The organism is Micromonospora sp. WMMD964 (assembly GCF_029581455.1).
GTDB lineage: Bacteria > Actinomycetota > Actinomycetes > Mycobacteriales > Micromonosporaceae > Micromonospora.
This window is the reverse complement of sequence record NZ_CP120860.1, coordinates 2,646,651-2,670,961: the sequence shown is the minus strand read 5'-3', so window position 1 is coordinate 2,670,961 and position 24,311 is coordinate 2,646,651. Positions and strand designations below refer to the sequence as shown.

General features: G+C 73.5%; 18 protein-coding genes. 5 read left to right on the top strand and 13 right to left on the bottom strand.

Going from position 1 to position 24,311, the window contains the following annotated elements; genetic code table 11:
• Positions 1 to 163 precede the first annotated feature (163 nt).
• From O7616_RS12445 to O7616_RS12405, 9 genes are all read right to left on the bottom strand, one after another.
• Positions 164 to 1,228: a hemolysin family protein gene (locus O7616_RS12445; protein ID WP_282261805.1), complete on the bottom strand. Its 1,065-nt coding sequence runs from the start codon at positions 1,226 to 1,228 to the stop codon at positions 164 to 166.
• Positions 1,225 to 2,580, bottom strand: coding sequence for a hemolysin family protein (locus O7616_RS12440; protein ID WP_282306931.1), 1,356 nt, complete (start codon positions 2,578 to 2,580; stop codon positions 1,225 to 1,227). The genes O7616_RS12445 and O7616_RS12440 overlap by 4 nt, the downstream gene beginning before the upstream one ends.
• A 171-nt stretch (positions 2,581 to 2,751) precedes the next feature.
• Positions 2,752 to 3,111, bottom strand: a complete 360-nt coding sequence (gene mnhG, locus O7616_RS12435; RefSeq protein ID WP_282307606.1) for a monovalent cation/H(+) antiporter subunit G — start codon at positions 3,109 to 3,111, stop codon at positions 2,752 to 2,754.
• Complete coding sequence (locus O7616_RS12430; protein WP_282306930.1) at positions 3,111 to 3,374, bottom strand: monovalent cation/H+ antiporter complex subunit F; 264 nt, start codon at positions 3,372 to 3,374, stop codon at positions 3,111 to 3,113. The genes mnhG and O7616_RS12430 overlap by 1 nt, the downstream gene beginning before the upstream one ends.
• The gene (locus O7616_RS12425) at positions 3,371 to 3,979 is read right to left on the bottom strand and encodes a Na+/H+ antiporter subunit E (protein ID WP_282306929.1); all 609 of its coding nucleotides are present in this window, start codon (positions 3,977 to 3,979) and stop codon (positions 3,371 to 3,373) included. The genes O7616_RS12430 and O7616_RS12425 overlap by 4 nt, the downstream gene beginning before the upstream one ends.
• On the bottom strand, positions 3,976 to 5,481 hold the full coding sequence (locus O7616_RS12420; protein WP_282306928.1) for a Na+/H+ antiporter subunit D: 1,506 nt from the start codon (positions 5,479 to 5,481) through the stop codon (positions 3,976 to 3,978). The genes O7616_RS12425 and O7616_RS12420 overlap by 4 nt, the downstream gene beginning before the upstream one ends.
• A complete protein-coding gene (locus O7616_RS12415) occupies positions 5,481 to 5,960 on the bottom strand; it encodes a Na(+)/H(+) antiporter subunit C (protein ID WP_282261810.1) in 480 nt (159 codons plus the stop codon). The genes O7616_RS12420 and O7616_RS12415 overlap by 1 nt, the downstream gene beginning before the upstream one ends.
• 55 nt (positions 5,961 to 6,015) lie before the next feature.
• Positions 6,016 to 8,850, bottom strand: coding sequence for a Na+/H+ antiporter subunit A (locus O7616_RS12410; protein ID WP_282306927.1), 2,835 nt, complete (start codon positions 8,848 to 8,850; stop codon positions 6,016 to 6,018).
• Positions 8,851 to 9,120: 270 nt separating this feature from the next.
• A complete protein-coding gene (locus O7616_RS12405; RefSeq protein WP_282306926.1) occupies positions 9,121 to 9,507 on the bottom strand; it encodes a hypothetical protein in 387 nt (128 codons plus the stop codon).
• A 178-nt stretch (positions 9,508 to 9,685) separates the two neighbouring features.
• On the opposite strand from O7616_RS12405, the gene O7616_RS12400 reads away from it, so the two are divergent.
• A complete protein-coding gene (locus tag O7616_RS12400) occupies positions 9,686 to 14,323 on the top strand; it encodes an ATP-dependent helicase (protein WP_282306925.1) in 4,638 nt (1,545 codons plus the stop codon).
• A gap of 262 nt (positions 14,324 to 14,585) precedes the next feature.
• On the opposite strand, the gene O7616_RS12395 is transcribed toward O7616_RS12400, so the two are convergent.
• Entirely contained in the window at positions 14,586 to 15,176 is a 591-nt protein-coding gene (locus O7616_RS12395; RefSeq protein WP_282261815.1) for a hypothetical protein, read from the bottom strand.
• Between the two features lie 270 nt (positions 15,177 to 15,446).
• Between O7616_RS12395 and O7616_RS12390 the strand changes: the two genes are divergently transcribed.
• Both O7616_RS12390 and O7616_RS12385 read left to right on the top strand, forming a co-directional pair.
• A complete protein-coding gene (locus O7616_RS12390) occupies positions 15,447 to 16,247 on the top strand; it encodes an SAM-dependent chlorinase/fluorinase (protein ID WP_282306924.1) in 801 nt (266 codons plus the stop codon).
• Positions 16,248 to 16,272: 25 nt separating this feature from the next.
• On the top strand, positions 16,273 to 16,515 hold the full coding sequence (locus tag O7616_RS12385; protein WP_282306923.1) for a CPCC family cysteine-rich protein: 243 nt from the start codon (positions 16,273 to 16,275) through the stop codon (positions 16,513 to 16,515).
• Positions 16,516 to 16,542: 27 nt separating this feature from the next.
• Here O7616_RS12385 and O7616_RS12380 read toward each other — a convergent pair whose 3' ends face one another.
• Positions 16,543 to 17,805: a hypothetical protein gene (locus O7616_RS12380; RefSeq protein WP_282306922.1), complete on the bottom strand. Its 1,263-nt coding sequence runs from the start codon at positions 17,803 to 17,805 to the stop codon at positions 16,543 to 16,545.
• Positions 17,806 to 17,914: 109 nt separating this feature from the next.
• Between O7616_RS12380 and O7616_RS12375 the strand changes: the two genes are divergently transcribed.
• Positions 17,915 to 18,724, top strand: a complete 810-nt coding sequence (locus tag O7616_RS12375) for a DNA-formamidopyrimidine glycosylase family protein (RefSeq protein ID WP_282306921.1) — start codon at positions 17,915 to 17,917, stop codon at positions 18,722 to 18,724.
• 153 nt (positions 18,725 to 18,877) lie between these two features.
• Positions 18,878 to 22,495, top strand: a complete 3,618-nt coding sequence (locus O7616_RS12370) for a hypothetical protein (RefSeq protein ID WP_282306920.1) — start codon at positions 18,878 to 18,880, stop codon at positions 22,493 to 22,495.
• Positions 22,496 to 22,514: 19 nt separating this feature from the next.
• On the opposite strand, the gene O7616_RS12365 is transcribed toward O7616_RS12370, so the two are convergent.
• Positions 22,515 to 23,300 carry a hypothetical protein gene (locus tag O7616_RS12365; protein ID WP_282261821.1) on the bottom strand — a complete coding sequence of 262 codons (786 nt, stop codon included), beginning with the start codon at positions 23,298 to 23,300 and terminating at the stop codon, positions 22,515 to 22,517.
• 23 nt (positions 23,301 to 23,323) lie between these two features.
• On the bottom strand, positions 23,324 to 24,196 hold the full coding sequence (locus O7616_RS12360; protein ID WP_282306919.1) for a PspA/IM30 family protein: 873 nt from the start codon (positions 24,194 to 24,196) through the stop codon (positions 23,324 to 23,326).
• Positions 24,197 to 24,311: the final 115 nt, after the last annotated feature.

The following is a 24,311-nucleotide window of genomic DNA, read 5'->3' as shown; positions in this document are numbered from 1 at the left end:
CCCCGTCGGCCCCACCCGGCGCGCCTACCCGGTCGCGATGACCTCACGCCCACCGCGCCGACCCGGGCCGCACCCGTCGGCCCCGACCGCGCCTACCCCGGCGGACACCCGGCGCGGCAGCGCCGACCCGGCCGCACCACGTCGGCGCGGCCGGGTCGACACGTCACCGCAGGCGACGTCCGCGCGGGACCGTGTCGGTCTCGTCGTCGAACTCGCCGATGACCTCCTCCAGGAGGTCCTCCAGAGCCACGAAACCGATCGGTCGGGCCGGGCCACCGCCGTTGCGCACCAACGCGAGCTGCGACTGCCGGGCCCGCATCGCCGCCACCGCCTCGGTGACCGAGGACGTCGCGGGCAGGGTGAACGCGGGAGTCATCAACTCCCCGGCGGTCGCGGCACGGCCGGTGGTGACCACCCGTACCGCCTCCCGGACGTGCACCAGGCCACACACGTCGCCCTGCTCGTCCAGCACCGCCAACCGGGACCGGCCGCTGTCCCGGCTGACCTCCTCGATCCGCCCGGCCGGGTCGTCCCGACGGACGGTGACCATCGTGGCGAACGGTTCCATCACCTGCGCCACCGACGTGCCCTGCAACTCCAGCATGCTGGTCAACAGCTGGTGCTGCTCCGCGCCGAGCAGCCCGTGCTCGCGGGACTGCTCCAGCAGGATCCGCAGCTCGTCCGGGCCGTGCACCTGGGCGAGCTGATCCTGCTGGTTGACCCCGAACAGCCGCAGGATCGCGTTGGCCAGCGCGTTGAGCGCGGACAGGACCGGCCGCGACACCCGGGCGAAGGCCCGGAACGGCAACGCGAGCAGCGTCGCCGAGCGCTCCGCGTCGGTGATCGCCCAGGACTTCGGGGCCATCTCCCCCACCACCAGGTGCAGGAAGGTGACCACCCCGAGGGCGAAGACCAGGGCGATCAGGTGGCTGGCCGCGTCCGGCAGGCCCACCGCGTGCAGCAGTGGGCTGAGCAGGTGCTCGATCGCCGGCTCGGCCAGCGCGCCGAGACCCAGGGTGCACAGCGTGATGCCGAGCTGCGCGCCGGCCAGCATCAGCGACAGCTCGCGGACGCCGTCCAGCGCGGCGCGTGCCGCCCGGCCACCGTTCGCCGCCGCCTGCTCCAGGCGGTAGCGCTTGCTGGCCACCAGAGCGAACTCGGCAGCCACGAAGAACCCGTTCAGCGCCAGCAGGATCACCGAACTGAACAGCGCGATCCCGGGGCTCACGCGGTCACCTCCGGCTTGGTGAGCTGCAACCGCACCGAATCCGCCACGTGCCGGTCCACGGCCAGCACCTCGACCAGCGCGCGCGGCTCCGCCTCGTTGACCTCGCCGTCCGCGCCCTCCGGCAGCAGGCTGATCTCCAGCCGGTCACCGACCTCCGGCACCCGGCCCAGCTCCCGCATCACCAACCCGGACAGGGTGTCGTACTCCGGTGCCTCGGGCAGCGCGATGCCGGTGCTGTCGGCGACCTCGTCGATCCGCCAGCGGGCCGGCACCACCCACGATCCGTCGTCCTGGCGGGCGGGTGCCCGCTCCGGTGGGTCGTCCTCGTCCCGGATCGGGCCGACCAACTCCTCGGCGATGTCCTCCAGGGTGATGACCCCGGCGAAACCGCCGTACTCGTCGACCACACAGGCCATCTGCCGGTGGCCGGACCGCAGGCGGTCCAGCACCGTGGGCAGGGGCAACGTCTCCGGTACGAGCAGCGGCGGGCCCGCCACCGCGCTCACCGGCGTGGTCGACCGCTCCTCCGGGGGTACGCCGAGCACGTCGGCGATGCCGACGACGCCGATCAGGTCGTCGACGCCCTCCGCACCGCGTACCGGGAAGCGGGAGTGGCCGGTGTCCAGCAGCTCGACCACGCGGCTGACCGACTCGTGCGCCCGTACGGTGTGCACGTCGACCCGGGGCACCATGGCCTCCCCGGCGGTCAGCTCGCGGAAGTCCAGACCTCGGTCGAGCAGCGTGGACATCTCCGCGTCCAGGCTGCCCTCCTCGCGGGACTCGGCGATGATCTGCTCCAGGTCGGCCGGGGTGGCGCCACTGGGCAGCTCCTCGATCGGCTCGATGCCGACCCGGCGGAGCAGCCGGACCGACGCCCGGTCGAAGAGCCGGATCACCGGCCCGGCGACGGCGAGGTAGACGAGGGTGGACCGGCTCAGCGCGCGGGCCAACGGCTCGGCCCGCGCGATGGCCAGGTTCTTCGGGGCCAGCTCACCGAGGACCATCTGCACGATGGTGGCGATGACCAGGGCCAACACCACCGACAGCGGCAGGGTGACCCCCTCGCTGACGCCCGCCACGCCGAGCAGGTCGGCGAGGCCGGCGCCCAGGTACGGCTCGGCGACGTAGCCGACCAGCAGGGCGGTGACGGTGATGCCGAGTTGGGCGCCGGAGAGCATGAAGGAGAGCCGGCTGGTCACCGTCAGGGCCCGGGCGGCGGCCTGGTCGCCGTCGTCGGCGAGCTGACGCAGCTTGCCCCGGTCCACGGCGACGTAGCCGAACTCCTGCGCCACGAAGTAACCGGTGGCGGCAGTGAGAACAACGATCAAGAGAAGACCAACGACGATCAACACGGGTCGCTCAGGGCTCCCGGGGTCGTCGGTACGGGGATATGCCGGGCACGACCCGGCTGGCTACTGCTGCCCTCCTGGGCAGAAGAGTCGATCATGCCGCCATTTTATCGGCGCTGGCTGGGACTTCGCTGGGGGTGGGCCGAAGGAGCGGATCGTCCGGTTCCCCGGTCGTCACGCCGGGCCGGACGACCCGCCGCCTGATCCGCGTTCGGCCAGCTCATCGGCGTCGAGCAGGCTCCGGTCGAGTCGACCCGCCCGGTACGCGGCCCGCCCGATCATCTGGGCCGCCACCGGCGCGGTGGCCAGCTGAAACACAGCCACGAGCAGGAGCATGCCGAGGTCCGATCCGGAACGGAGACGCAGCGCGATGCCGAGCAGCAGCAGGAGCACTCCGAGCACCTGCGGCTTGGTGGCGGCGTGCATCCGGGACAGGGCGTCGGGAAAGCGGAGCACGCCGATCGCGGCGGCCAGGGCGAGCAGCGCTCCGGCGACCAGACAGGCCGCGCCCAGCCAGTCGGCGACGGTGCTGATCACACCTGCTCCCGGACGGCGAAGCGGACCAGCGACACCGAACCGATGAACCCCAGCAGGGAGAGCACCACGAGCACCGGCAGCGTGGTGGCGTGCCGGTTGACCGCCGCCTCCGCGCCCACCGCGCCGACCATGGTGGCGAGCAGCATGTCCGCGGCGATCACCCGGTCGATCAGGGACGGCCCCCGGTAGAGGCGGGCCAGTGCCAGCAGCGCGGTCACCGACAGTAGGGCGGTGAGGACGGCGGCCAGAAAGGTGATCATGGTTCGGTTCCCTTCTCGACGGGTCGGGACTCGACAAGTCGCAGTTCGGCGGCGGAACCCACGGCGCGGATGAGACGGCGCTCGACGGCGAGCGTGCGCTTGCGGGCCGCGGACAGGTCCGACGGCCGATGGGTGTCCAGCACGTGCACGAAGAGGGTCGCGGACCGCCGGTCCACCTCGATGATCAGCGTGCCGGGCACCAGCGAGACCGCCTCCGCGGTGAGCGCCAGGTTCAGGTCCGTACGCACCCGTAGCTGGACCGCGATGATCGCGCCGCGCGGCCGGTAGCCGGGCTGCACGGCGATCCGGGCGATGTGAATGCTCGCGCGGACCAGCTCGACGACGAACCGGCCGGCGAACACCAGCAGCGCCCCCGGCCGGAGCCGACCGCCGAAGGTGACCGCCGGCAGCGGATAGAAGACCAGCACCGCCGTGCCGACCAGCAGGCCGCCGACGATGTTCGCCCAGTTGACGTCACCCCAGAGCAGGATCCAGACCAGCACCAGCCAGCCGAGCGCCACCAGCTGGTCCCGCCGGCGTCCGAGCCCGCCGCGCGACACCGGCGACCCGCCGTCGTCCCGGGTCCGCCCGGGCGGGCCGGTCACGGTTCACCGCCCGGCAGCACCGCACGCACGTACGGGGTACGCAGACGCAGGTCGGCCGCCGCGTCGGCGGTGACGTCGAAGAGCGGACCGGCCAGCACGGTCAACGCCAGACCGAGAGCGACCAGGGCCACGGTGGCCCCGACCATCAGCCTCGGCAGTTGGACGACGGGCTCGCCGGTGGCCAGCCGGGGCGCTCGCCAGAAGGCGATGTTCCACACCCGGGACGCCACGTACAGGGTGAGCAGGCTGGTCACCGTGCCGGCGGCCACCAGCACCCCGGGCAGCGGCCCACCGGCGGCCACCCCGGCCTGGAGCAGACCGAGCTTGCCGAGGAAGCCGGAGAACGGCGGCACCCCGGCGAGGTTCATGGCCGGGACGAAGAACAGCACCCCGAGCAGCGGCGCGACCCGGGCCAGCCCGCCGATGCGGCGCAGGTCCGTGCTTCCGGCGCGCTCCTCGACCAGACCCGCGACCAGGAACAGCGTGGTCTGGATGGTGATGTGGTGGACCACGTAGAAGATCGCGCCGGAGAGCCCGGCGGCGGTACTCAACGCCACCCCGAAGATCATGTAGCCGATGTGGCTGACCAGGGTGAAGGAGAAGAGCCGCTTCAGGTCGGACTGGGCCACCGCGCCGAGGATGCCGACCACCATGGTCAGCCCGGCGACGACCATCAGCAGCGTGTCGGCGTGCCCACCGGGAAACAGCAACGTCTCGGTACGGATGATCGCGTACACGCCGACCTTGGTGAGCAGACCCGCGAAGACGGCGGTGACCGGGGCCGGCGCCGTCGGGTAGCTGTCCGGCAGCCAGGCCGACAACGGGAAGACCGCCGCCTTGATCGCGAAGGCCAGCAGCAACGTCAACTCCAGGGCCAGCCGTACGCCGTCGGGCAGGTCGTCGAGACGGTGGGCGAGCTGGGCCAGGTTGAGCGTGCCGGTGGCCGCGTACACCAGACCCACCGCCGTCAGGAACATCATCGACGAGAGGATGCTGACCACCACGTACGTCGACCCGGTCCGGATCCGGGTCTCGGTGCCGCCCAGCGTGATCAGCACGAAGCTCGCGGCCAGCAGGATCTCGAAGCCGACGAAGAGGTTGAACAGGTCACCGGCCAGGAACGCGTTGGTCACCCCCGCGGTGAGCACCAGGTACGTCGGGTGGAAGATCGACACCGGCGTGGACTCGCTCGTCTCGCTGCGGCCCTGACCGATCGAGTACAGCAGCACGCAGAGGGTCACCGCCGACGAGACCACCACCATCAGCGCGGCCAACTGGTCGGCGATCAGCACGATCCCCACCGGGGCCGGCCAGGCGCCGACCGTCACCACCACCGGCCCATGCCGGTACGCCTGCACCAGCAGCACCAGCGCCACGACGAGCGTGCCGCACAGGCAGAGCACACTTATCGCGCGCTGAAGTCGGGGCATCCCGGCCAACAGCAGGGTCAACGCCGCACCGAACAGCGGCACCACCACCGGCAACGGCACCAACGCGCCCATCACGAGTCGTCCCCGCGCCGCAGCCGACGACGGGCGGGCTCCGGATCGACCTGCTCCGGGTCGCCGTTCGGCCCCTCCCCACCATGGTCGACGGCACCCATCTCGTTGCGCCCGGCCCGGCGGATGATCTGCCGGTCCTCCAGGTCGTCGGGCACCTCGTCGTCACCGGACAGATACCAACTGCGGTACGCCACAGCGAGCAGGAACGCGGTGAACCCGAAGGTGATCACGATGGAGGTCAACACCATCGCCTGCGGCAGCGGGTCGCTCATCCGATCCACCGGACCCGAGCCGACGATCGGCGCCCCACCCGACCGCCCACCCAGCAGGATCAACAGGTTCACCCCGTTGCCGAGCAGGATCACACCCAGCAGGATCCGGGTCAGGCTGCGCTCCAACAGCAGGATCACCCCGCACCCGAACAACACCGCGACGGCCACCACCATCACCAACGTCGGCCCAGCGTCGCTCGCGCTCACGGCGCCACCTCTGTTCGCGACTGCGGGGCTCGCAACACCGGCTCACTCCTCGCGCTCACGGCCGGTCCCCCTTGTCGACGGCCAGGCCACCGGGTGCCTCCCCGGCGGCCTCGATGTGCCGGTCCACCTCTGCGCCGAGGCTGCGCAGGATGTCCAGCACCAACCCGATCACGACCAGGTACACGCCGATGTCGAAGAAGAGCGACGTCACCAGGTGGGTGTCACCGACCACTGGCAGGGTCTGGTCGAGCTTGGCGCTCTCCAGCACCGCGCCACCGGCCAGCAACGCCACCACCCCACTGCCCGCCGACACGGCCAGCCCCGCGCCGAGGATCGCACCGGCGCCGATCGGAGCGGCCTCGGTCAACTCGTACCGGCCACCGGCCAGATAGCGCACCACCAGGGCGAGACCCGCCACCAGGCCGCCGGCGAAGCCACCGCCCGGCGCGTTGTGCCCGGAGAAGAGCAGGAAGAGGGAGAACAGCACCACGGTGTGGAAGATCAGCCGGATGACCACCTCCAACACGATCGAGCGACGCTCCTCGTAGAGGGTGGGGCCACCGCGCAGCCATACCGACCGGCCCGACTCGGTCAGTCGGCGGTCCGCGTCCGGGCGGCGCGGTCGCGGCCCGGTGCGAGAGCGCTCGAAGATCAGGCTGGCCACCCCGGTCGCGGCCACCACCAGCACCGCCAACTCCCCCATGGTGTCCCAGGCCCGGATGTCGACGAGGGTCACGTTGACCACGTTGCGGCCGTACCCCTGCATGACCGCCAGGTCCGGGAAGACGGCGGAGATGTCCGGTGCCCGGCGGGCACCGGCGGCCGTGAGGGCCAGCCCGGCGGCCACCACACCCACGGCCACCCCGATCACCCGGCGCACCCAACGGGTACGGCGCAGCGGGCGGGCCGAGAACCGCTCCGGCAGCCGACGCAGCACCAGCACGAAGATCGCGATCGTCGCGGTCTCCACCAGGAACTGCGTGAGCGCCAGGTCGGGTGCCCCGTGCAGGACGAACAGCATCGCCGTGCCGTAGCCGGTCATCCCCACCAGCAGCATCGCGGTCAGGCGGCGGCGGGCACCGACCGCCAACACCGCGGCGACCGCGATCACCACGACGACCACCGGTTGCAGCAGGCTGTCCCAGAGTGGGAGCCGAGCCCGCCACGGGCCGGCGGAGAGCATCGCCGTGCCGGGCACCAGCACCAGGGAGACCAGGATGACGCCCAGATACTGCGGCAGGGAACCACGCTGGGTCGCGCCGGTGACCTCGATGGCCAGCCGGTCGAAGCGGCCCACGATCCACTCGTACCCCTGGTTGCCGCCGACCGGCGAGCGCAGGCGGGCCAGCACCGGGGCCAACGGCCCGCGCAGGGCGAAGAGCAGGCCACCGCCGACGAGCGCCACCACGGACAGGCCGAGCGCCGGAGTCGGCCCGGACCAGAGCGCCAGGTGCGCGTCCACCCCGCCGAGCAGATCGGCGTACGGGCGCAGCAGCTCGTCCAGCACACTCGCGGCCGGACCGGCGAGCAGACCCACCCCGGCGAGCACCGCCGGTGGCACCAGCAACGACGCGGCCACCGGCCCCGGTCGGACCGGCTCCACCCCCGGCCGGTCGGCGAACGCGCCCCAGAGGAAACGTGCGCTGTACGCGACGGTGAGCACCGTTCCGGCGACCAGACCGGTGAGGAGCACCGGCTGATCGGTGAACGCGGCGAACACCGCCTCCTTGGACACGAAGCCGACCAGCGGCGGCACCCCCGCCATCGACGCCGCGGCCAGCACCGCCACCACGAACAGCGGCCGGGACCAGTGCCGCAGTCCGGTCAACTCGCGCAGGTCACGGGTGCCCGCGCTGTGGTCGATGATGCCGACGACCAGGAACAACGCCGCCTTGAACAACGCGTGCGCCAGCAGCATCGCCACGCCGGCCAGGGCCGCGTCCGGGGTGCCCGAGCCGGTGACCGCGATCAGCAGACCGAGTTGACTGACCGTCCCGTACGCCAGCAGTAACTTCAGATCGGTCTGCCGCAGCGCCGCCCAGCCACCGACGAGCATCGTCGCCACGCCGGCGACCTGCACCACCGGCCGCCACGGGCCGACCGTGGCGAGCACCGGCGCGAGCAACCCGACCAGGTAGACGCCGGCCTTGACCATCGCCGCGGCGTGCAGGTAAGCGCTGACCGGCGTGGGTGCCGCCATCGCCACCGGCAGCCAGGAGTTGAACGGCAGCACCGCCGACTTGGACAACGCGCCGACCAGGATCAGCAGCACGGCCGTGATCAGGTAGCCGCCGTCGGGCAGCCCTTCGGCGGTGATCTGCGACCAGCGGTAGGTGCCGGCGTGCTCGCCCAGCATGATGAACCCGACCAGCATGGCGAGCCCGCCCAGCGTGGTGACCGTCAACGCCTGCGCCGCCGCCCACCGGCTGGAACGCCGTTCGGTGCTGTGCCCGATCAGCAGGTAGGAGAAGATCGTGGTCAACTCCCAACCGACGTAGAGCAGCAGCAGGTCGTCGGCGAAGACCAGGGCGAGCATCGCGCCGGCGAACGCGACCAGGACCCCGGCGAACTGCGCGAGCCCGGTCGAGCCGGCGTCGAAGTAGCGGGCGCTGTAGACCAGCACCAGCGCGCCGACGCCGCCGATCAACAGCGTCATCAGCCAGGACAGCGTGGTGAGCCGCAGCGCGATGTCCAGGCCCAACTGACCGACCCAGGGGTACGTCTCGACCACGGCCCCACCGTCGGCGACGGCCGGGGTGCGGGCCACGGCCCAGCAGAAGGCGGCGGCCGGTGCCAGCGCCAGCGGGTAGCACGCGCTGGAACCCCACCACCGGACGAGCAGCGGTGCGGCGAGGGCCGCCACGAGGTGGAGGACGAGCAGTACCAGCACCTGCGCTCCCGATCGAGGTGGCCGACGCCCGTGCAGCAGTGGCGCCTAGCAGCGATCAGACGCCAGTTCGTCGTCCTCCGGGCGGTTTTGCCGGAATTCACCCCACCCAACCCCGGTCGATCATGGAGTTAAGGTGTCCACTTCGAGGCGGAAAAGGGGCCTTCTCACCCACCACAACCCCATGATCGACAGTGGGGTTGGGGCGGAGGTTGGGTGGGCTCTCCACGCGTCGCCGTCGACCCGCAGGCGGAGCGGTGCGGGGTGGGGGGTTTAGTGGAGGAGGGCGTTGTTCAGGGGTTGGGCGTCGTCGGGGGTGGGGCAATCGCGGTGCAGCTCGGCCAGCAGGTCCAGGCGGCCGAGCTGGCGCGCGACGCGGTCGACCACCCGCTCGGCGGCGGCCAGCGACCGCACCGAGAGCAACCGGCCGCGACTCTCCCGACGCAGCACGAAGTAGTGCACGGCGACGCGGACCTGGCCGCGATCGGCGGCGCTCGCCTGCGCGGTGCTGCGGACCAACTCACGCAGGCAGCGGGCGAGGCGTTCGGCGAGCTCCAACTCGGGGCCGTGCAGACCGCAGCGGAGCGCGGCCAGGTGACTGTCAACCTTGCGAATCAGCACGTCGGTGCCCGGTTCGACGGTGCGCTGCTCGCCGGCCATCAAATCCCCTCACCCCGGTTCGCGTTGCGAGTGAAGTTACTTTATGTTGCTCCGTAGAAGCAAGCAGTTAAGTAAGACTTAACGTATTAAGCGCACCTTCCACGCTTTTTGCTTTAGTCGGGCACATTCCCCACCCGGTCCGTTCGTGGATGTCGTACCGGCGGGGCACGATGGACCGGTGACCGGGGCAGACGCAGACGCCGGCACGGTGCTCGCCGGTTTCGGTCCAGCCACCCGTGCGTGGTTCGACGCGGCCTTCGCCGCACCCACCGCCGCCCAGACCGGCGCGTGGCGGTCCGTCGCCGCCGGTCGAAACGCTCTCGTGGTGGCGCCCACCGGCTCCGGCAAGACGCTCGCGGCGTTCCTCTGGTCACTGGACCGGCTGGCCCGCGAACCGGCCCCGACCGAGGCCCGCCAGCGGTGCCGCGTGCTCTACGTCAGCCCGCTCAAGGCCCTCGCCGTCGACGTGGAACGCAACCTGCGCGCCCCGCTGGCCGGCATCCGGCAGGCGGCGACCCGGCTGGGCGTCGCACCACCCGACATCACCGTCGGCATGCGCACCGGCGACACCCCGGCCGACGAGCGACGAGCCTTCGCCCGCACCCCGCCCGACATCCTCATCACCACACCCGAGTCGCTGTTCCTGCTGCTCACCTCCGCGGCCCGCGACTCGCTGCGCGGCGTCCAGACGGTGATCGTCGACGAGGTGCACGCGGTGGCCGGCAGCAAGCGAGGCGCCCACCTCGCCCTCTCCCTCGAACGCCTCGACGAGCTGCTGCCCGCCCCGGCGCAACGCATCGGCCTCTCCGCCACCGTCCGGCCGATCGACGCCTGCGCGCAGTTCCTCGGTGGCGCCCGGCCGGTCGACGTGGTGCAGCCGGCCACCCCGAAGACCATCGAGGTGAGCGTCCAGGTCCCGGTGGAGGACATGACCCGCCTCGACGAGCAGGAGCAGCCACCCGAGGACGACCTCGGCGGCCCCGGGCCCCGGCGCGCCTCGATCTGGCCGGCCGTCGAGGAGCGGGTCTTCACCCTCATCGGGCAGCACCGTTCGACGATCGTCTTCACCAACTCCCGACGCAGCGCCGAGCGCCTCTGCGCCCGGCTCAACGAGTTGGCCGCCGAAGAGGCCGCCGGGAGCGCCGTCGGCGTACCGGACGGATCGTCGACCGGCGAAGACCCGGCGGCCGGGTCGCAGCGGTGGGGCGGTCCCGCCGGCCCGGTGCGCAACCGACCACCGGCCGAGGTGATGGCCCAGTCCGGTGCGGCCACCGGCGCGGCACCGGTGATCGCCCGCGCCCACCACGGCAGCGTCTCCCGGGAGGAGCGCAAGCACATCGAGGAGGCGCTGAAGTCCGGCCAACTGCCCGCGGTGGTGGCCACCTCCAGCCTGGAGCTGGGCATCGACATGGGCGCGGTCGACCTGGTGGTGCAGATCGAGGCGCCGCCCAGCGTGGCCGCCGGCCTGCAACGGGTCGGCCGGGCCGGGCACCAGGTGGGCGCCGTTTCCCGGGGGGTGGTCTTCCCCAAGCACCGCGGCGACCTGCTGTCCTGCGCCGTGGTCGCCGAGCGGATGACCGAGGGCGCGATCGAGGAGCTGCACTACCCGCGCAATCCCCTGGACGTGCTGGCCCAGCAGATCGTCGCGATGGTGGCACTGGAGCCGTGGTCGCTCGGCGACCTGGCCGTGCTGGTCCGCCGGGCCGCGCCCTTCGCCGAGCTGCCCGACTCCGCGCTGCACGCCGTGCTGGACATGCTCTCCGGCCGTTACCCCTCCACCGCCTTCGCCGAGCTGCGCCCCCGACTGGTCTGGGACCGGGCCACCGACCTGCTCACCGGCCGTCCCGGCGCGCAGCGACTCGCGGTGACCAGCGGCGGCACCATCCCCGACCGAGGGCTGTTCGGGGTGTTCCTGGCCGGCGCCGAACGGGCCGCCCGGGTCGGCGAGCTCGACGAGGAGATGGTCTACGAGTCGCGGGTCGGTGACGTCTTCCTGCTCGGCTCCTCCTCCTGGCGCATCGAGGAGATCACGCCCGACCGGGTGCTGGTCTCGCCCGCCCCCGGGCAGGCCGCGCGGATGCCGTTCTGGAAGGGCGACCAGCTGGGCCGACCGGTCGAGCTGGGCCGAGCCATCGGCGCCCGGGTGCGCACCCTGCTGCGGCAGAGTGACGAGGCGGCCCTGGCCCTGCTGCGCGACGGCGGTCTGGACGACTGGGCCGCCGGCAACCTGATGGCCTACCTGCGCGAGCAGCGGGAGGCCACCCGTTCGCTGCCCGACGACCGCACGGTGGTGGTCGAGCGGTTCCGCGACGAGCTGGGCGACTGGCGGCTCGCCGTGCACAGCGTCCTCGGCGCACGGGTCAACGGGCCGTGGGCGCTCGCCGTCGGCCGCCGGCTCGCCGAGCGGTACGGGGTGGACGCCCAGGTGATGCCCTCCGACGACGGCATCGTGGTGCGGCTTCCGGACACCGCCGACGAGCCGCCCGGCGCTGACGTGGTGGTCTTCGAGCCGGACGAGATCGCCCAGCTCGTCGAGGAGTCGGTCGGCACATCCGCGCTCTTCGCCGCCCGTTTCCGGGAGTGCGCCGCCCGGTCGCTGCTGCTGCCCCGCCGCGACCCGCGCCGCCGCCAACCGCTGTGGCAGCAGCGGCAACGCGCCGCCCAACTGCTCGACGTCGCCCGCGAGTACGCGGACTTCCCGGTCACCCTGGAGGCCGCGCGGGAGTGCCTGCAGGACGTCTTCGACCAGCCCGCGCTGGCCGGGTTGATGCGCGATCTGGCCACCCGCAAGGTGCGGCTGGTCGAGGTCGAGACCAGTGCGCCGTCGCCGTTCGCCAGGTCGCTGCTCTTCGGTTACGTGGGCGCGTTCCTCTACGAGGGGGACGCGCCGCTGGCCGAGCGTCGCGCCGCCGCACTCGCCCTGGACTCCACGCTCCTCGGCGAGCTGCTCGGCCGGGTCGATCTGCGCGAGTTGCTCGACCCGGCGGTGCTCACCGAGACGCATCGGCAGCTGCGGTGGCTGACCGAGCAACGTCGCCCCCGCGACGCCGAGGACGTCGTCGAGCTGCTGCGGGTGCTCGGTGACCTGAGCGACGCCGAGTTGACCGAGCGGGGTGTGCCGGAGACCTGGCTGAGCGACCTGGAGGCGGCCCGCCGGGTGCTGCGGGTCCGGATCGCCGGTGAACAGCGCTGGGTGGGTGTCGAGGACGCCGCCCGGCTGCGTGACGCTCTCGGCGTGGCGTTGCCGGTCGGGGTGGCCGAGGCGTACCTCGCGCCGGTGGCCGATCCGCTCGGTGACCTGGTGGCTCGCTACGCCCGCACCCATGGGCCGTTCGCCGCCGCCGGTTGCGCGGCCCGCTTCGGGCTCGGCGTGTTCGTCGTCGAGCAGACGTTGCGCCGGCTCGGCGCCACCGGGCGGGTGGTCTCCGGGGAGTTCACCCCGGACTCGGCGGGTGCCCAGTGGTGCGACGCGGAGGTGCTGCGGATGTTGCGCCGCCGCTCGCTCGCGGCGCTGCGCCGGGAGATCGAGCCGGTGCCGCCCCGGGCGCTCGCCACGTTCCTGCCCCGCTGGCAGCAGGTCGGCTCCTCCGCCCGAGGTGTGGAGGCGCTCGCCGCGACGGTGGAGCAGTTGCAGGGTGCGGCGGTGCCCGCGTCCGCCCTGGAGCGGCTGGTGCTGCCCGCACGGGTCGCCGACTACTCCCCCGCCCACCTCGACGAGCTGTGCGCCAGCGGGGAGGTGCTGTGGGCCGGCTCGGGCGCGATCTCCGGGGGTGACGGCTGGGTGACCCTCGCGTACGCGGACGCCGCACCGTTGCTGCTTCCGCCGCCGGATGACGCGTTGACCCGTACGCCGCTGCACGACGCGGTGCTCGACGCGCTGGCCGACGGGCAGGCGTTGTTCTTCCGGGCGTTGGCCGACCGGGTCGGCTCGACCGACGACGCCGCGTTGACCACCGTGATCTGGGACCTGGTCTGGGCCGGGCATCTCACCAACGACACCCTCGCCCCGCTGCGTGCGGTGCTCGGTGCCGGTGGTGCGCACCGGTCCCGGCCGTCCGCGCCCCGCACCCGTTACCGGCGGCCGGGTCGGGTGGCGCTGCCCAGCCGGGGTGGTCCGCCGACCGTCGCCGGTCGCTGGTCACGCCTACCGGAGCGGGACGTCGACCCCACCCGACGGGCCGCCGCACTCGCCGACGTCCTGCTGGAGCGACACGGGGTGGTCACCCGTGGCGCGGTGATGGCCGAGCAGGTGGTCGGCGGCTTCTCGGCGGTCTACCCGGTGCTATCGGCGTTGGAGGAGCGCGGCGCGGCCCGGCGGGGTTACTTCGTCGAAGGGCTCGGCGCGGCGCAGTTCGCGGTGCCGGGCGCCGTGGACCGGCTCCGCGCGTTGGCCGATCCCGCCGACGGCACCCGGGGGCGGGGCGCACCCGCCACCGTGCTCGCCGCCACCGACCCCGCCAACCCGTACGGTGCGGCGTTGCCCTGGCCGGAGCGGGCGCTCGACTCCGGTGACGGGGCCGCCCCGGCGACCGGACACCGTGCCGGCCGCAAGGCCGGTGCCCTGGTGGTGCAGGTCGGCGGCGACCTCGTCCTCTACGTGGAACGCGGCGGCCGGACGCTGCTCTCCTTCAGCGACGACACCGACGCGCTCGCCGCGGCCGGCAAGGCGCTCGCCGACGCCGTGCACTCGGGTGCGTTGGGCGCGATGTCGGTGGAGCGGGCCGACGGCGAGGCGGTGCACTCCTCACCGCTGCGCGACGCGCTGACCGCCGCCGGTTTCCGGGCCACCCCTCGCGGCCTGCGCCTGCGCGGCTGACCGCCCCACCACCGGCCGAGCCCACCACCGGCCGAGCCCACCACCGGCCGAGCCCACCACCGGCCGAGCCTGCCATCGGCCGAGCCTGCCATCGGCCGAGCCCGCCACCGGCCGAGCCCGCCACCGGCCGAGCCCACCACCGGCCGAGCCCACCACCGGCCGAGCCCACCACCGGCCGAGCCCACCACCGGCCGAGCCCACCACCGGCCGAGCCCACCACCGGCCGAGCCCGCCACCGGCCGAGCCCACCACCGGCCGAAGCTCAGCCGAGGCCGTTGAGGACCTTCTCGTAGCGGAGCCGGTCGGCGGCCGGGGTCCTCGCCTCCAGGTAGTTGAGCACCACCGCGCCGCGTCGGTACGACTGGCCGCCCCAGGTCTCGGCGATGTCGCCGGCGCTGGTCTCGTCGGGGAACACGTACACCGTGACGGCACCGGTGGCGACGACCTCGGAGCAGCCCAGGCCCAGCCCGTCCGGTCCACAGTCGACCGAGCGGTCCTTCGTGTACGGCACCTTCAGGCCGGCGGCCTTGAAGGCGGTGACCACCTGGGCGGCCCCCGGCGCCCCGGCCGGCCGCTGCGGCAGCACCACCGGCGGCGGGCTGGCCGGACGCCGTTGCGTGGGCCCCTGCGGCGCGGCTGTCGCCGGTGCGGGCGGGGGCGCGGCCCCGTCGGTGCTGGACGGAGCGGCCGAGGGAGTCGGCGCACCCGGGAGACCGGTGGCCGCCGGAGCCGAGAAGGACGAGACGCTGGGGTCGGCGCTCGCCCGTTTCGCGCCGTCATCACCACCGCAACCGGCGGTGACGGCGGCGAGGACCAGCAGGGCTCCGACGGCGGGCAGGCTCCGAAGTGTCACCACCGCAGTCTGCCCAACCGTGCCGGACAGCGCGAGGGGCCGGTCGGTCACCGTGCTGTCCCGTTTCCGCCAACCGCCCTCCGCCGGAAGATCCGCACAAGATCCGGGATGATGCTGCCTCAAACGCGCCGCAGGCAGCACCATCAGGGATCCTGCGCGGATCTTGGCGCAGGAGGCGCGGGCGCAGGAGGCGCGGGCGCAGGAGGCGCGGGCGCAGGAGGCGCGGGCGCTCTCGCGTACCTCGTTCGATCTTCGGGTTAGCCTGCGGGCATGTCCGTCACGCCCTGGATCTCGCTGACCACCGACTACGGCCTCGCCGACGGTTTCGTGGCCGCCTGTCACGGGGTGATCGCCCGGATCGCGCCGGCGGCCCGGGTCATCGACGTGACCCACCTGGTGCCACCGGCGGACGTCCGGCGGGGTGCGGCGGTGCTGGCGCAGACGGTGCCGTACCTGCCGGTGGGTGTGCACGTGGCGGTGGTCGATCCGGGGGTGGGCACCGCCCGCCGGGGAGTGGCGCTGACCACCCCGGGTGGGCTGCTGGTCGGTCCGGACAACGGGCTGTTGCCGGACGCCGCCGCCGCGCTCGGTGGGGTGAGCGCTGCGGTGGAGCTGACCGAGCCGCGCTGGCTGGCCGGTCGGGTGTCCGGCACGTTCCACGGTCGGGACGTCTTCGCCCCGGTGGCGGCCCGGCTGGCGCTCGGCGCGCCGGTGGGCGAGGCGGGGCCGCCGATCGACCCGGACGGTCTGGTCCGACTGCCGTCGCCGACGCTGACCTCGGACGACGACGGCTTCACGGCCGAGGTGCTGACTGTGGACCACTTCGGCAACGTCCAACTGGCCGCCCCGGCTGAGCTGCTCGACCGGCTGCCGGCCACCGTCCGGGTCGGTCCGTCGGGGCCGGGACCGGCCCGGTCGGCCGTACGGGGGCGGACCTTCGGCGACGCCCCGGCGGGTGGCCTGGTGGTGTACGTCGACTCGGCCGATCTGGTCGCCGTCGCGGTCAACGGTGGGCGGGCTGTGGATCTTCTTCAGGTGGTACCGGGTGACGTCCTGCGGGTATCGGGCTGATATTCGACTGTGGAATGCTGCCCCGGTGGGTGAACACGTGGTTCCCGTGGGTTGTCCCTGCTGCGCGTCCCGGACCGGCGGGGGGACCTGCCCGGTCTGTTTCTGGACCGACGACGGCCAGACCGACGCCGACGCCGACACGGTCCGGGGTGGCCCCAACGGCGACCTGAGCCTCTCGCACGCCCGACTCAACTACGCCGTCTACGGGGCCAGTCACCCGCGTTACCAGGACATGGTGCGTCAGGCCCGCCCCGACGAGCGACCCTGACGCGGCGCCCGACGGGGCGGTGCGTGGTCAGCAGACCGGGACGCTGCCGCCGTACACGCCCGAGATGTAGCCGTGGCTGACGTACTGCCCGGTCGCCAGGCGGTTCCAGCGGGTGGTGGTGCGGTAGGGCCCGAACACCCGTTGCCCGGTGACGTAGCACTGGATCGGCACGTGGGCCAGCCGGGCGGCGAGGCCCCGCACCGCGTACGAGGTGCCGGCCCCGGAGCGGATGTTCAGCGGTCCGTCACCGACCACGCCCCGTGGCCCCTCGCCGGTCCACAGGTAGGCGACGTCCACCCAGGCGTTCGTGGTCAACTGGAGGCCGTCCCAGAACGTGCCGTCGGCCAGGTCGATGCCGGCCGGGTTGAGCACGGTCCGCCCGAACTGGTCCCGCCCGCCGTTGTAGCCGGACTGGTACGCCGCCTGGGCCTCGGGGCGGCCCTGCGGCAGGTCCTTCCAGTTCTCCCGCACCGATGACGGGTTCCAGTAGTCGTCACGGGTGTTCCACGGCCCGACGTCCCACACCGGGGCGTACTCGCAGCGCGCGCCGTTGGTCGTGCAGACCCGCACCGTGTAGTCGCCGGTGTTGAGCGGAGACAGGCCGCGCCGCGACGGCAGCGCCACGAAGTGGTCCCGGGGTTGCACGGTACGGCCGTTGGCGGTCACCTCGCCGACCAGGCCGATGCGGGTGGCGTACACCCGGTAGGTGCGGCCGGGCGTGGCGGCGGACACGGCGGCTGTCGTGTCGGCGGTGAGCCGCACGGCGCGTACCGTCGCGGTGGCACCGCCGTGGGGTGCGGTGAGCACCACCCGGGTCTGCACCCGGGTGACCGGTCGGTCGAAGACCGCGCCGCTGGTGGCGGCCTGCCACTCCGTCCAGCCCAGCGCCCGCCAGCCGCGGACCTGCGCCTCCACTGTCGCGCCGGTGGGGATCGCCGCGCTGATCTCGGCGCGGACCCGGGTGGCCGGCCGGGCGAGGGTGCGGGACGTGGTCAGCAGCATCCCTTCGGCGACGGCGCTGTGCGGGCTGCGGGCGCGGTGCCCGGCGGCTCGTGCCTCGCGCAGCCGCAGCCCGGCGGCGGTCCGCCGGACGTTGACGTCGTCGCGGTCGACGACGGAGAGGTCGGCATCCCACCGTTCGCCGCTGGGAGCGGCGGCGGTGATGACGAGTGGTCGGTCGGCTGCGGCGTCGGCGACACCGCCGACGGTGGGTAGGAGTGCGGCGCTGAGCAGGAGGGAGGACGTGGCGACGAGGGCGACGGACGGGATACGACAACGAGGTCGCGTCATGGGCATTCTCCTCAGAACCCCTTGACCCTCGCATGTCGGGAGATCATGAGGAACCTGAGTACAAATAGCGACACATGCGAATTCTGCTCGAAAGAGGGAGGATGGCAGGGTGCCCGAAGGCGACACCGTCTGGAACACCGCGCGCGTGCTGCACCGCGCGCTCGCCGGCGCGCGGGTCACCGGTAGTGACTTCCGGGTGCCGCAGCTCGCGACCACCGATCTCAGCGGCTGGACCGTGCGCGAGTCGGCCAGTCGGGGCAAGCACCTGCTGTTGCGCCTCGACGCCCCGGACGCGGCGCCCTGGACCCTGCACTCGCACCTGCGGATGGACGGCGCCTGGCGGGCGTACGCGCCGGGGGAACGCTGGAACGGGCGGCCCGCGCACCTGATCCGGGTGGTGCTGCGCACCCCCGGCGCCGTCGCGGTCGGCTACCACCTGCACGAGCTGGCCCTGGTGCCGACCGCCGAGGAGGACCGGCTGGTCGGCCATCTCGGCCCGGATCTGCTCGGCCCGGACTGGGATCCGGCCGAGGCGGTCCGCCGGCTCGCCGAGCACCCGGAGCAGACCATCGGCGAAGCGCTGCTCGACCAGCGCAACCTGGCCGGGGTGGGCAATCTCTACAAGTGCGAGGTGCTGTTCCTGCGGGGCGTGTCGCCGTGGACGCCGGTCGGCGCGGTGCCCGACCTGCCCGGCCTGGTGACCCTGTCGCAGCGGCTGCTCGCGGCCAACCGGGGCCGGTGGACGCAGAGCAGCACCGGTTCGCTGCACCGGGGGCAGACCAGCTACGTGTACGGTCGCCGCGCCCAACCCTGCCGCCGCTGCGGCACCGCGATCCGGAAGGAGGAGCTGGGTGAGCGGGTCACCTACTGGTGCCCGGTCTGTCAGCCCGAGCGCCCCGATCCGCCCGCGCCGAGCTGACCAGCGCGATGTTCTCCCAGAAACGGACGATTGGGTAATTCCTATCCGGCCGTCGGAGTCGCATGCTGCGGTTGAACCCTCACCGACCGTCAGCAGAGCGCGGCGGTCCGCCACGTCGGGGTGGCGGACTCCTGCCCGACCCCGGGGAGAGTCATGGCGATGTTCCGCAGACTCCGCTTCACCTTCTTCGAGCGGACGATCCGTGACACCGGCGATCCCGCCACCGAGCGGACGGCATCGGTGCCCGCCGCGCGTACCGCCGAGGGGGCCGCCCCGGCCCCGAGCCTGGACCCGGCCGTGGTGCCGCGGTGCTTCGGCCCGGTGCCGAACTTCGCCCACAGCCCCCGCCCGACGCGTGATCCCGGCGGGCGGGTGGTGCCCGGCACCGGGCTGCGCAAGTTCGTCGACCCGTTGCCCACTCCGGGCCGGCACTCCCGCACCGACCTCGGCAGCCACCTGCCGGTGGCGACGCCGGACACGATCAGCTATCCGGGCTGCGACTACTACGAGATCGGCCTACAGGAGTACGCGCAGCGGCTGCACCGGGATCTGCCGGCCACCCGGCTACGCGGCTACCGGCAGCTCAACCTGGGCACCGACGCGACGGGCCACAACACGGTGGCGCCCCCCGACCGGCCGTGGCACCTCGGCCCGATGATCCTCGCCCGCCGGGGCCGACCGGTCCGGGTGAAGTTCATCAACCAGCTCCCCACCGGCCGGGCCGGCGAGTTGTTCCTGCCGGTCGACGACACCATCGAGGGTGCCGGTCTCGGCCCGCTGGGCGGACCGGCACCGTACCCGCAGAACCGGGCGGTGCTGCACCTGGCCGGGGCGCAGACCGGGTGGACCAGCGCCGGCAACCCCGGGCAGTGGATCACTCCGGCCGGGGAGATCACCCCGTACCCGACCGGAGTGGGCGTGACACCCGTGCCGGACATGCCGGTACCGGGTGCGGGGGCGACCACCCTCTACTACCCGAACGACCAGAGCGGCCGCCTGCTGTGGTGGCACGACAACACCGCCGGCCTGGCCCGGCTCACCGTCTACGGTGGGCAGCTCGCCGTCTACCTGCTCACCGACCCGGCCGAGGACCAGCTCGTCGCCGACGGGGTGCTGCCGGCCGACCAGCTGCCGCTGGTGATCGAGGACAAGACGTTCGTGCCGGACGACACCCAACTCGCCGCCGAGGACCCCACCTGGGACCGGGAGCGCTGGGGAGCCCGGGGCAGCCTCTGGCACCCGCACGTGTACCAGCCCCGGCAGAACCCGTACCGCTCCGGCGGACGCAACCCCACCGGCCGGTGGGACTACGGCCCCTGGTCGCACAACCCCACCCCGGGCGGCGTCCACACCGACGGGTGGGCCCCGAACCCGCACCACGACCCAGTGGACGCGCCGGACGAGCCACCGCTGAGCCCCGACCTGCCGCACCCGTCCGCCGTCCCCGAGGCGTACGGCGACACCCCGCTCGTCAACGGCGTCGCGTACCCGTACCTGGAGGTGCGACCGTGCGCGTACCGGTTCCGGATCCTCAACGCCTGCCTGGACCGCAGCCTGAACCTCCAGCTCTACCGGGCCCGCTCGGACGCGGCGATGTGGACGGCCGACGGCGCGCTCGCCGACGCCGACGCCGGGGAGGTGCCGATGGTGCCCGCCGTGCGGGCGGCGGACCGGCCGCCGGGCTGGCCGACCGACGGGCGCGACGGCGGTGTGCCGGACCCGCGTGCGGCCGGGCCCGAGTTCGTCCAGATCGGGAACGAGGCGGGGCTGCTACCCGCACCCGTGGTGCTGCCGAACCGCCCGATCGGCTACCGGTACGACCGCCTCGACCCGACGGTGCTGAACGTCGACGGGCACACCCTGCTGCTCGCCCCGGGCGAGCGGGCCGACGTGCTCGTCGACTTCTCCGCCGTACCACCGGGCAGCACCCTGATCCTGTACAACGACGCGCCGGCTCCGCTGCCCGGCTACGACCCCCGCTACGACCAGCACACCGATGCGCCGGACCGCACCGCCGAGGGTGGTCCGCCTCCCACCGAGCCGGGGTACGGCCCGAACACCCGCACCCTGCTCCAGTTCCGGGTCGTCGGGGCACCCGGGCAGCCGTACGACAGGGCCCGGCTGCGCGAGCGGCTGCCGGTGGCGTACGCGGCGAGCCAGCGCCCGCCGATCGTGCCGCAACCGGCCTACGACGCGGCGTTCGGCACCCGGACCGGGTCGGAGACGACGGTGCCGGTGCACGCCGGCACCGTGACGTTCACCCCGGCGGGCGGCACCGGCCCGGTGACCCTGCCGATCGCGGTCAAGGCCGCCCAGCAGGTCTTCGAGCCCGACCGTGGTCGGCTGACCGGCCGGCTCGGCGTCGGGCACCCGCACGCCGGGCCGCTGCACCCGACGACGCTGCCGCTGGGCCCCACCGACCCGGTCACCGAGGTGCTCTTCGCCACCGACCCCGCCGTGCCGGTGGGCGCGCCCGGCGACGGCACCCAACTCTGGCGGATCAGTGGCGACGTCCGGCAGACCGAGCCGCTGCACTTCGGTGGTTGTGACGTGCAGGTGATCAACCGGGTCGGCTGGGACGGCACGCTGCGGCCACCGCACGGCAACGAGTTGGGCTGGAAGGACGTCGTCCGGGTCAACCCCCGGGAGGACGTCGTGGTGGCGTTGCGCCCGGTCGCCCCGGTGCTGCCGTTCAAGCTGGGCGACAGCGTCCGGCTGCTCGATCCGGGTCGCCCGGCCGGGGCACGGACCGGGTCGACTCCGGTCAGCCCGGCGGACGGGCGACCCGCCATGGTCGTCAACCAACTGGTCAACCTGGGCTGGGAGTACCGCTGGCACAGCCGGCTCGCCGGCCACCGCGACGCCGGGATGACCCGGCCGCTGGTGCTGCGGGTGGCACCGAAGGCACCCACCGGGCTGACCGCCACGCCGGTGTCCGGCTCGGCCACCGCGCTCCCCGCGATCGCGCTGGCCTGGACCAGCAACGGCGGACGCCCACCCGCCACCAGCCACCTGCTGCAACGGGCCACCGACGCGGCCTTCGGCGGCGAGGTCACCACGATCACCGTCGCGGCCGCCGCCACCCGGTACACGGACGCGACGGTCACCCCCGGCGTGACGTACCACTACCGGATCCGGGCGGAGAACGCCGTCGGCTACTCGTCCTGGTCGAACGGCGTACCCGCCTCGGTGCACCTGGCCGCGCCGACCGGCCTGGTCGCGGCGCTCCCGCCGGCCGCGCCGCTACGGGTGGCGTTGCGCTGGTCGAACCGGTCGTTCGCCACCGGCATCGACGTGCAGCGGGCGACCAATCCGACGTTCACCAGCGGCCCGGGCACCACGGCGATCGGGGTCAGCGACAACCACCTGGACGTCACCGTGGCACCGGACACCACGTACTACTACCGGGTGCGGACCACCTACCTGGGCGCCGCCTCAGCCTGGTCGACCGTCGCCACGGTGACCTCGCCACCCGCGCCGGGCACCCCCACCGGGGTGAGCGCCACCGCCACCGCGCCCGGCCCGGACACCGCCACGGTGATCCTGGCCTGGGAGGCGAGCACCCCGAGCGGGCAGGGGTCCGGATTCATCGTGCAGCGGGCCCTCGACCCGGCGTTCGACCGGGAGGTCGCCACCTTCACCGTGACCGGCCGGGGTTTCACCAACACCGGGCTGGCCCGAGGCGTGACCTACCACTACCGGATCCGGTCGTTCAACGTCGTGGGCAGCTCGCCGTACACCGGGCCGGTCCTGGTCACGACACCACAGTGACCGGTCGGCTCGGCCCGGCTCAGCGGGTGGGCGCGCGCAGTGGGGTGCCGACGGCACGCAGCTCGGCGAGAGCGCCGGCGACCCCGTGCAGCAGGTCGGTCGCCTCGGTGAGCCGGTCGGCGGCCGGGTGGGCGGTCTCCGGGCGGGCGTCCTCGGCCAGGTAGCCGGCGGCGGCGACCACCAACCGTTCGTAGGCGGCGACCCCGCTCTCCAGTTGGCCGGTCAGCACGGCGTGCGCCTCGGCCAGTGGCGCCCGCGCGTCGGCCGGGGCCAGGCGCAGCGCTCGTTCGACGCTCGCCACCCGTGCCGCCAGGTCGCGCAGCGAACCGTCGGCGGCGGCGGCCTCCTGCACCGCGGGCTCGGCCAGCCCGGTGAGCCGGGGAGCCATCCCGGCCAGGGTCAGGGCCGCCCGGTCCAGGCGAGCCCACTGCTCGCCCGCGCTGGTGCCGCGCAGGGCGATCCGGGAACGGACCCGACGGACCTCGGCCAGCACACCCGGGCCGACCGGCAGCCGCTCGACGGCGGCGACCAACCGGGCCCGCGACCGGGCCGCGGCCTCGGCCGGGTCGAGCGCGGGGGGTGCCGGCTGGGCGGCCAGGGCGCGCACGTCGATCCAGCGCCAGGCGGCGAGCGCCACCGCACTGCCCGCGGCGCCGGCCCAGGCCGCGTCGGGAAGACCGAGGCCGGCGTACGGGGTCAGCACCGCCGCGGCGCCGCCGAGCCCGCCGGCCAGCACACTCCACCGTCGGGCGGACCGGCGCAGCCGACCCAGCCTGCGGAAGTATCGCGTCCGCTCGTCTGCCACCCTGACCCCCTCGGTCCGCTCGTTCAGCCGGCGGCGGTCGGGTCGCCGGTGCCCCGCTCACGGGCCATGCTGGCGCGCAGCTCGTCCAGCCGGGCGGCCGCCGCCGGGTCGTTGGCCGGCCCGGCCTTCTCGGCCTGCGGCACGGCCGGCCGCTGCGCCGCGCCGCCGAGCTGCTCCCCCGCCATGCTGGACCGGATCTGCTCCAGCCGGGCGGAACCGGCCGAGTCGATGGTGGCCTTCTGGATCTCCAACATGCGGCCCTCGACGGAGTTGCCGGCCAGCTCGGCGCGACCCATCGCGTTGGCGTACCGCCGCTCGATGCGGTCGCGCACCTCGTCCAGCGACGGCGTGTTGGTGGGCGCGGTCAGCGACGACATCGACTCCAGCGAACGGGCCACCGACTCCTGCATCTTGGCCTGCTCCAACTGGCTGAGCAGCTTGGTGCGCTCGGCGAGCTTCTGCTGGAGGATCATCGAGTTGTTCTCGACCGCGCGGCGGGCCTGGGCTGCGGCACCCAACGCCTGGTCGTGCAGGGTCTTCAGGTCCTCGGTGGCCTGCTCGGCGGAGACCAGCTGGGTGGCCAGGGTCTGCGCCGACTGCTCGAAGCGCACCGCCTCGGCCTCGTCACCCTTGGCCCGGGCCTGGTCGGACAGCACCAGGGCCTGCCGGGCGTTGCCCTGCAGGCGCTCGACCTCGGACATCTGCCGGGACAGCTTCATCTCCAGCTGACGCTGGTTGCCGATCACCGCGGCGGCCTGCTGGACCAGCGCCTGGTGCTGCCGCTGGGCGTCCTCGATGGCCTGCTGGATCTGCACCTTGGGGTCGGCGTGCTCGTCGATCTTCGCGCCGAAGAGCGCCATCAGGTAATTCCAACCCTTGACGAACGGGTTCGCCATCTCCGCGGTATCCCCTCAGTCGCGTCGCTTGACCACGGTCGGTCGGACGGGCCGACCACGACCGGCCGGTCTCCATCGTCCCAGTCGAACGCCAGCGAAGGCACCCTTACCGTTG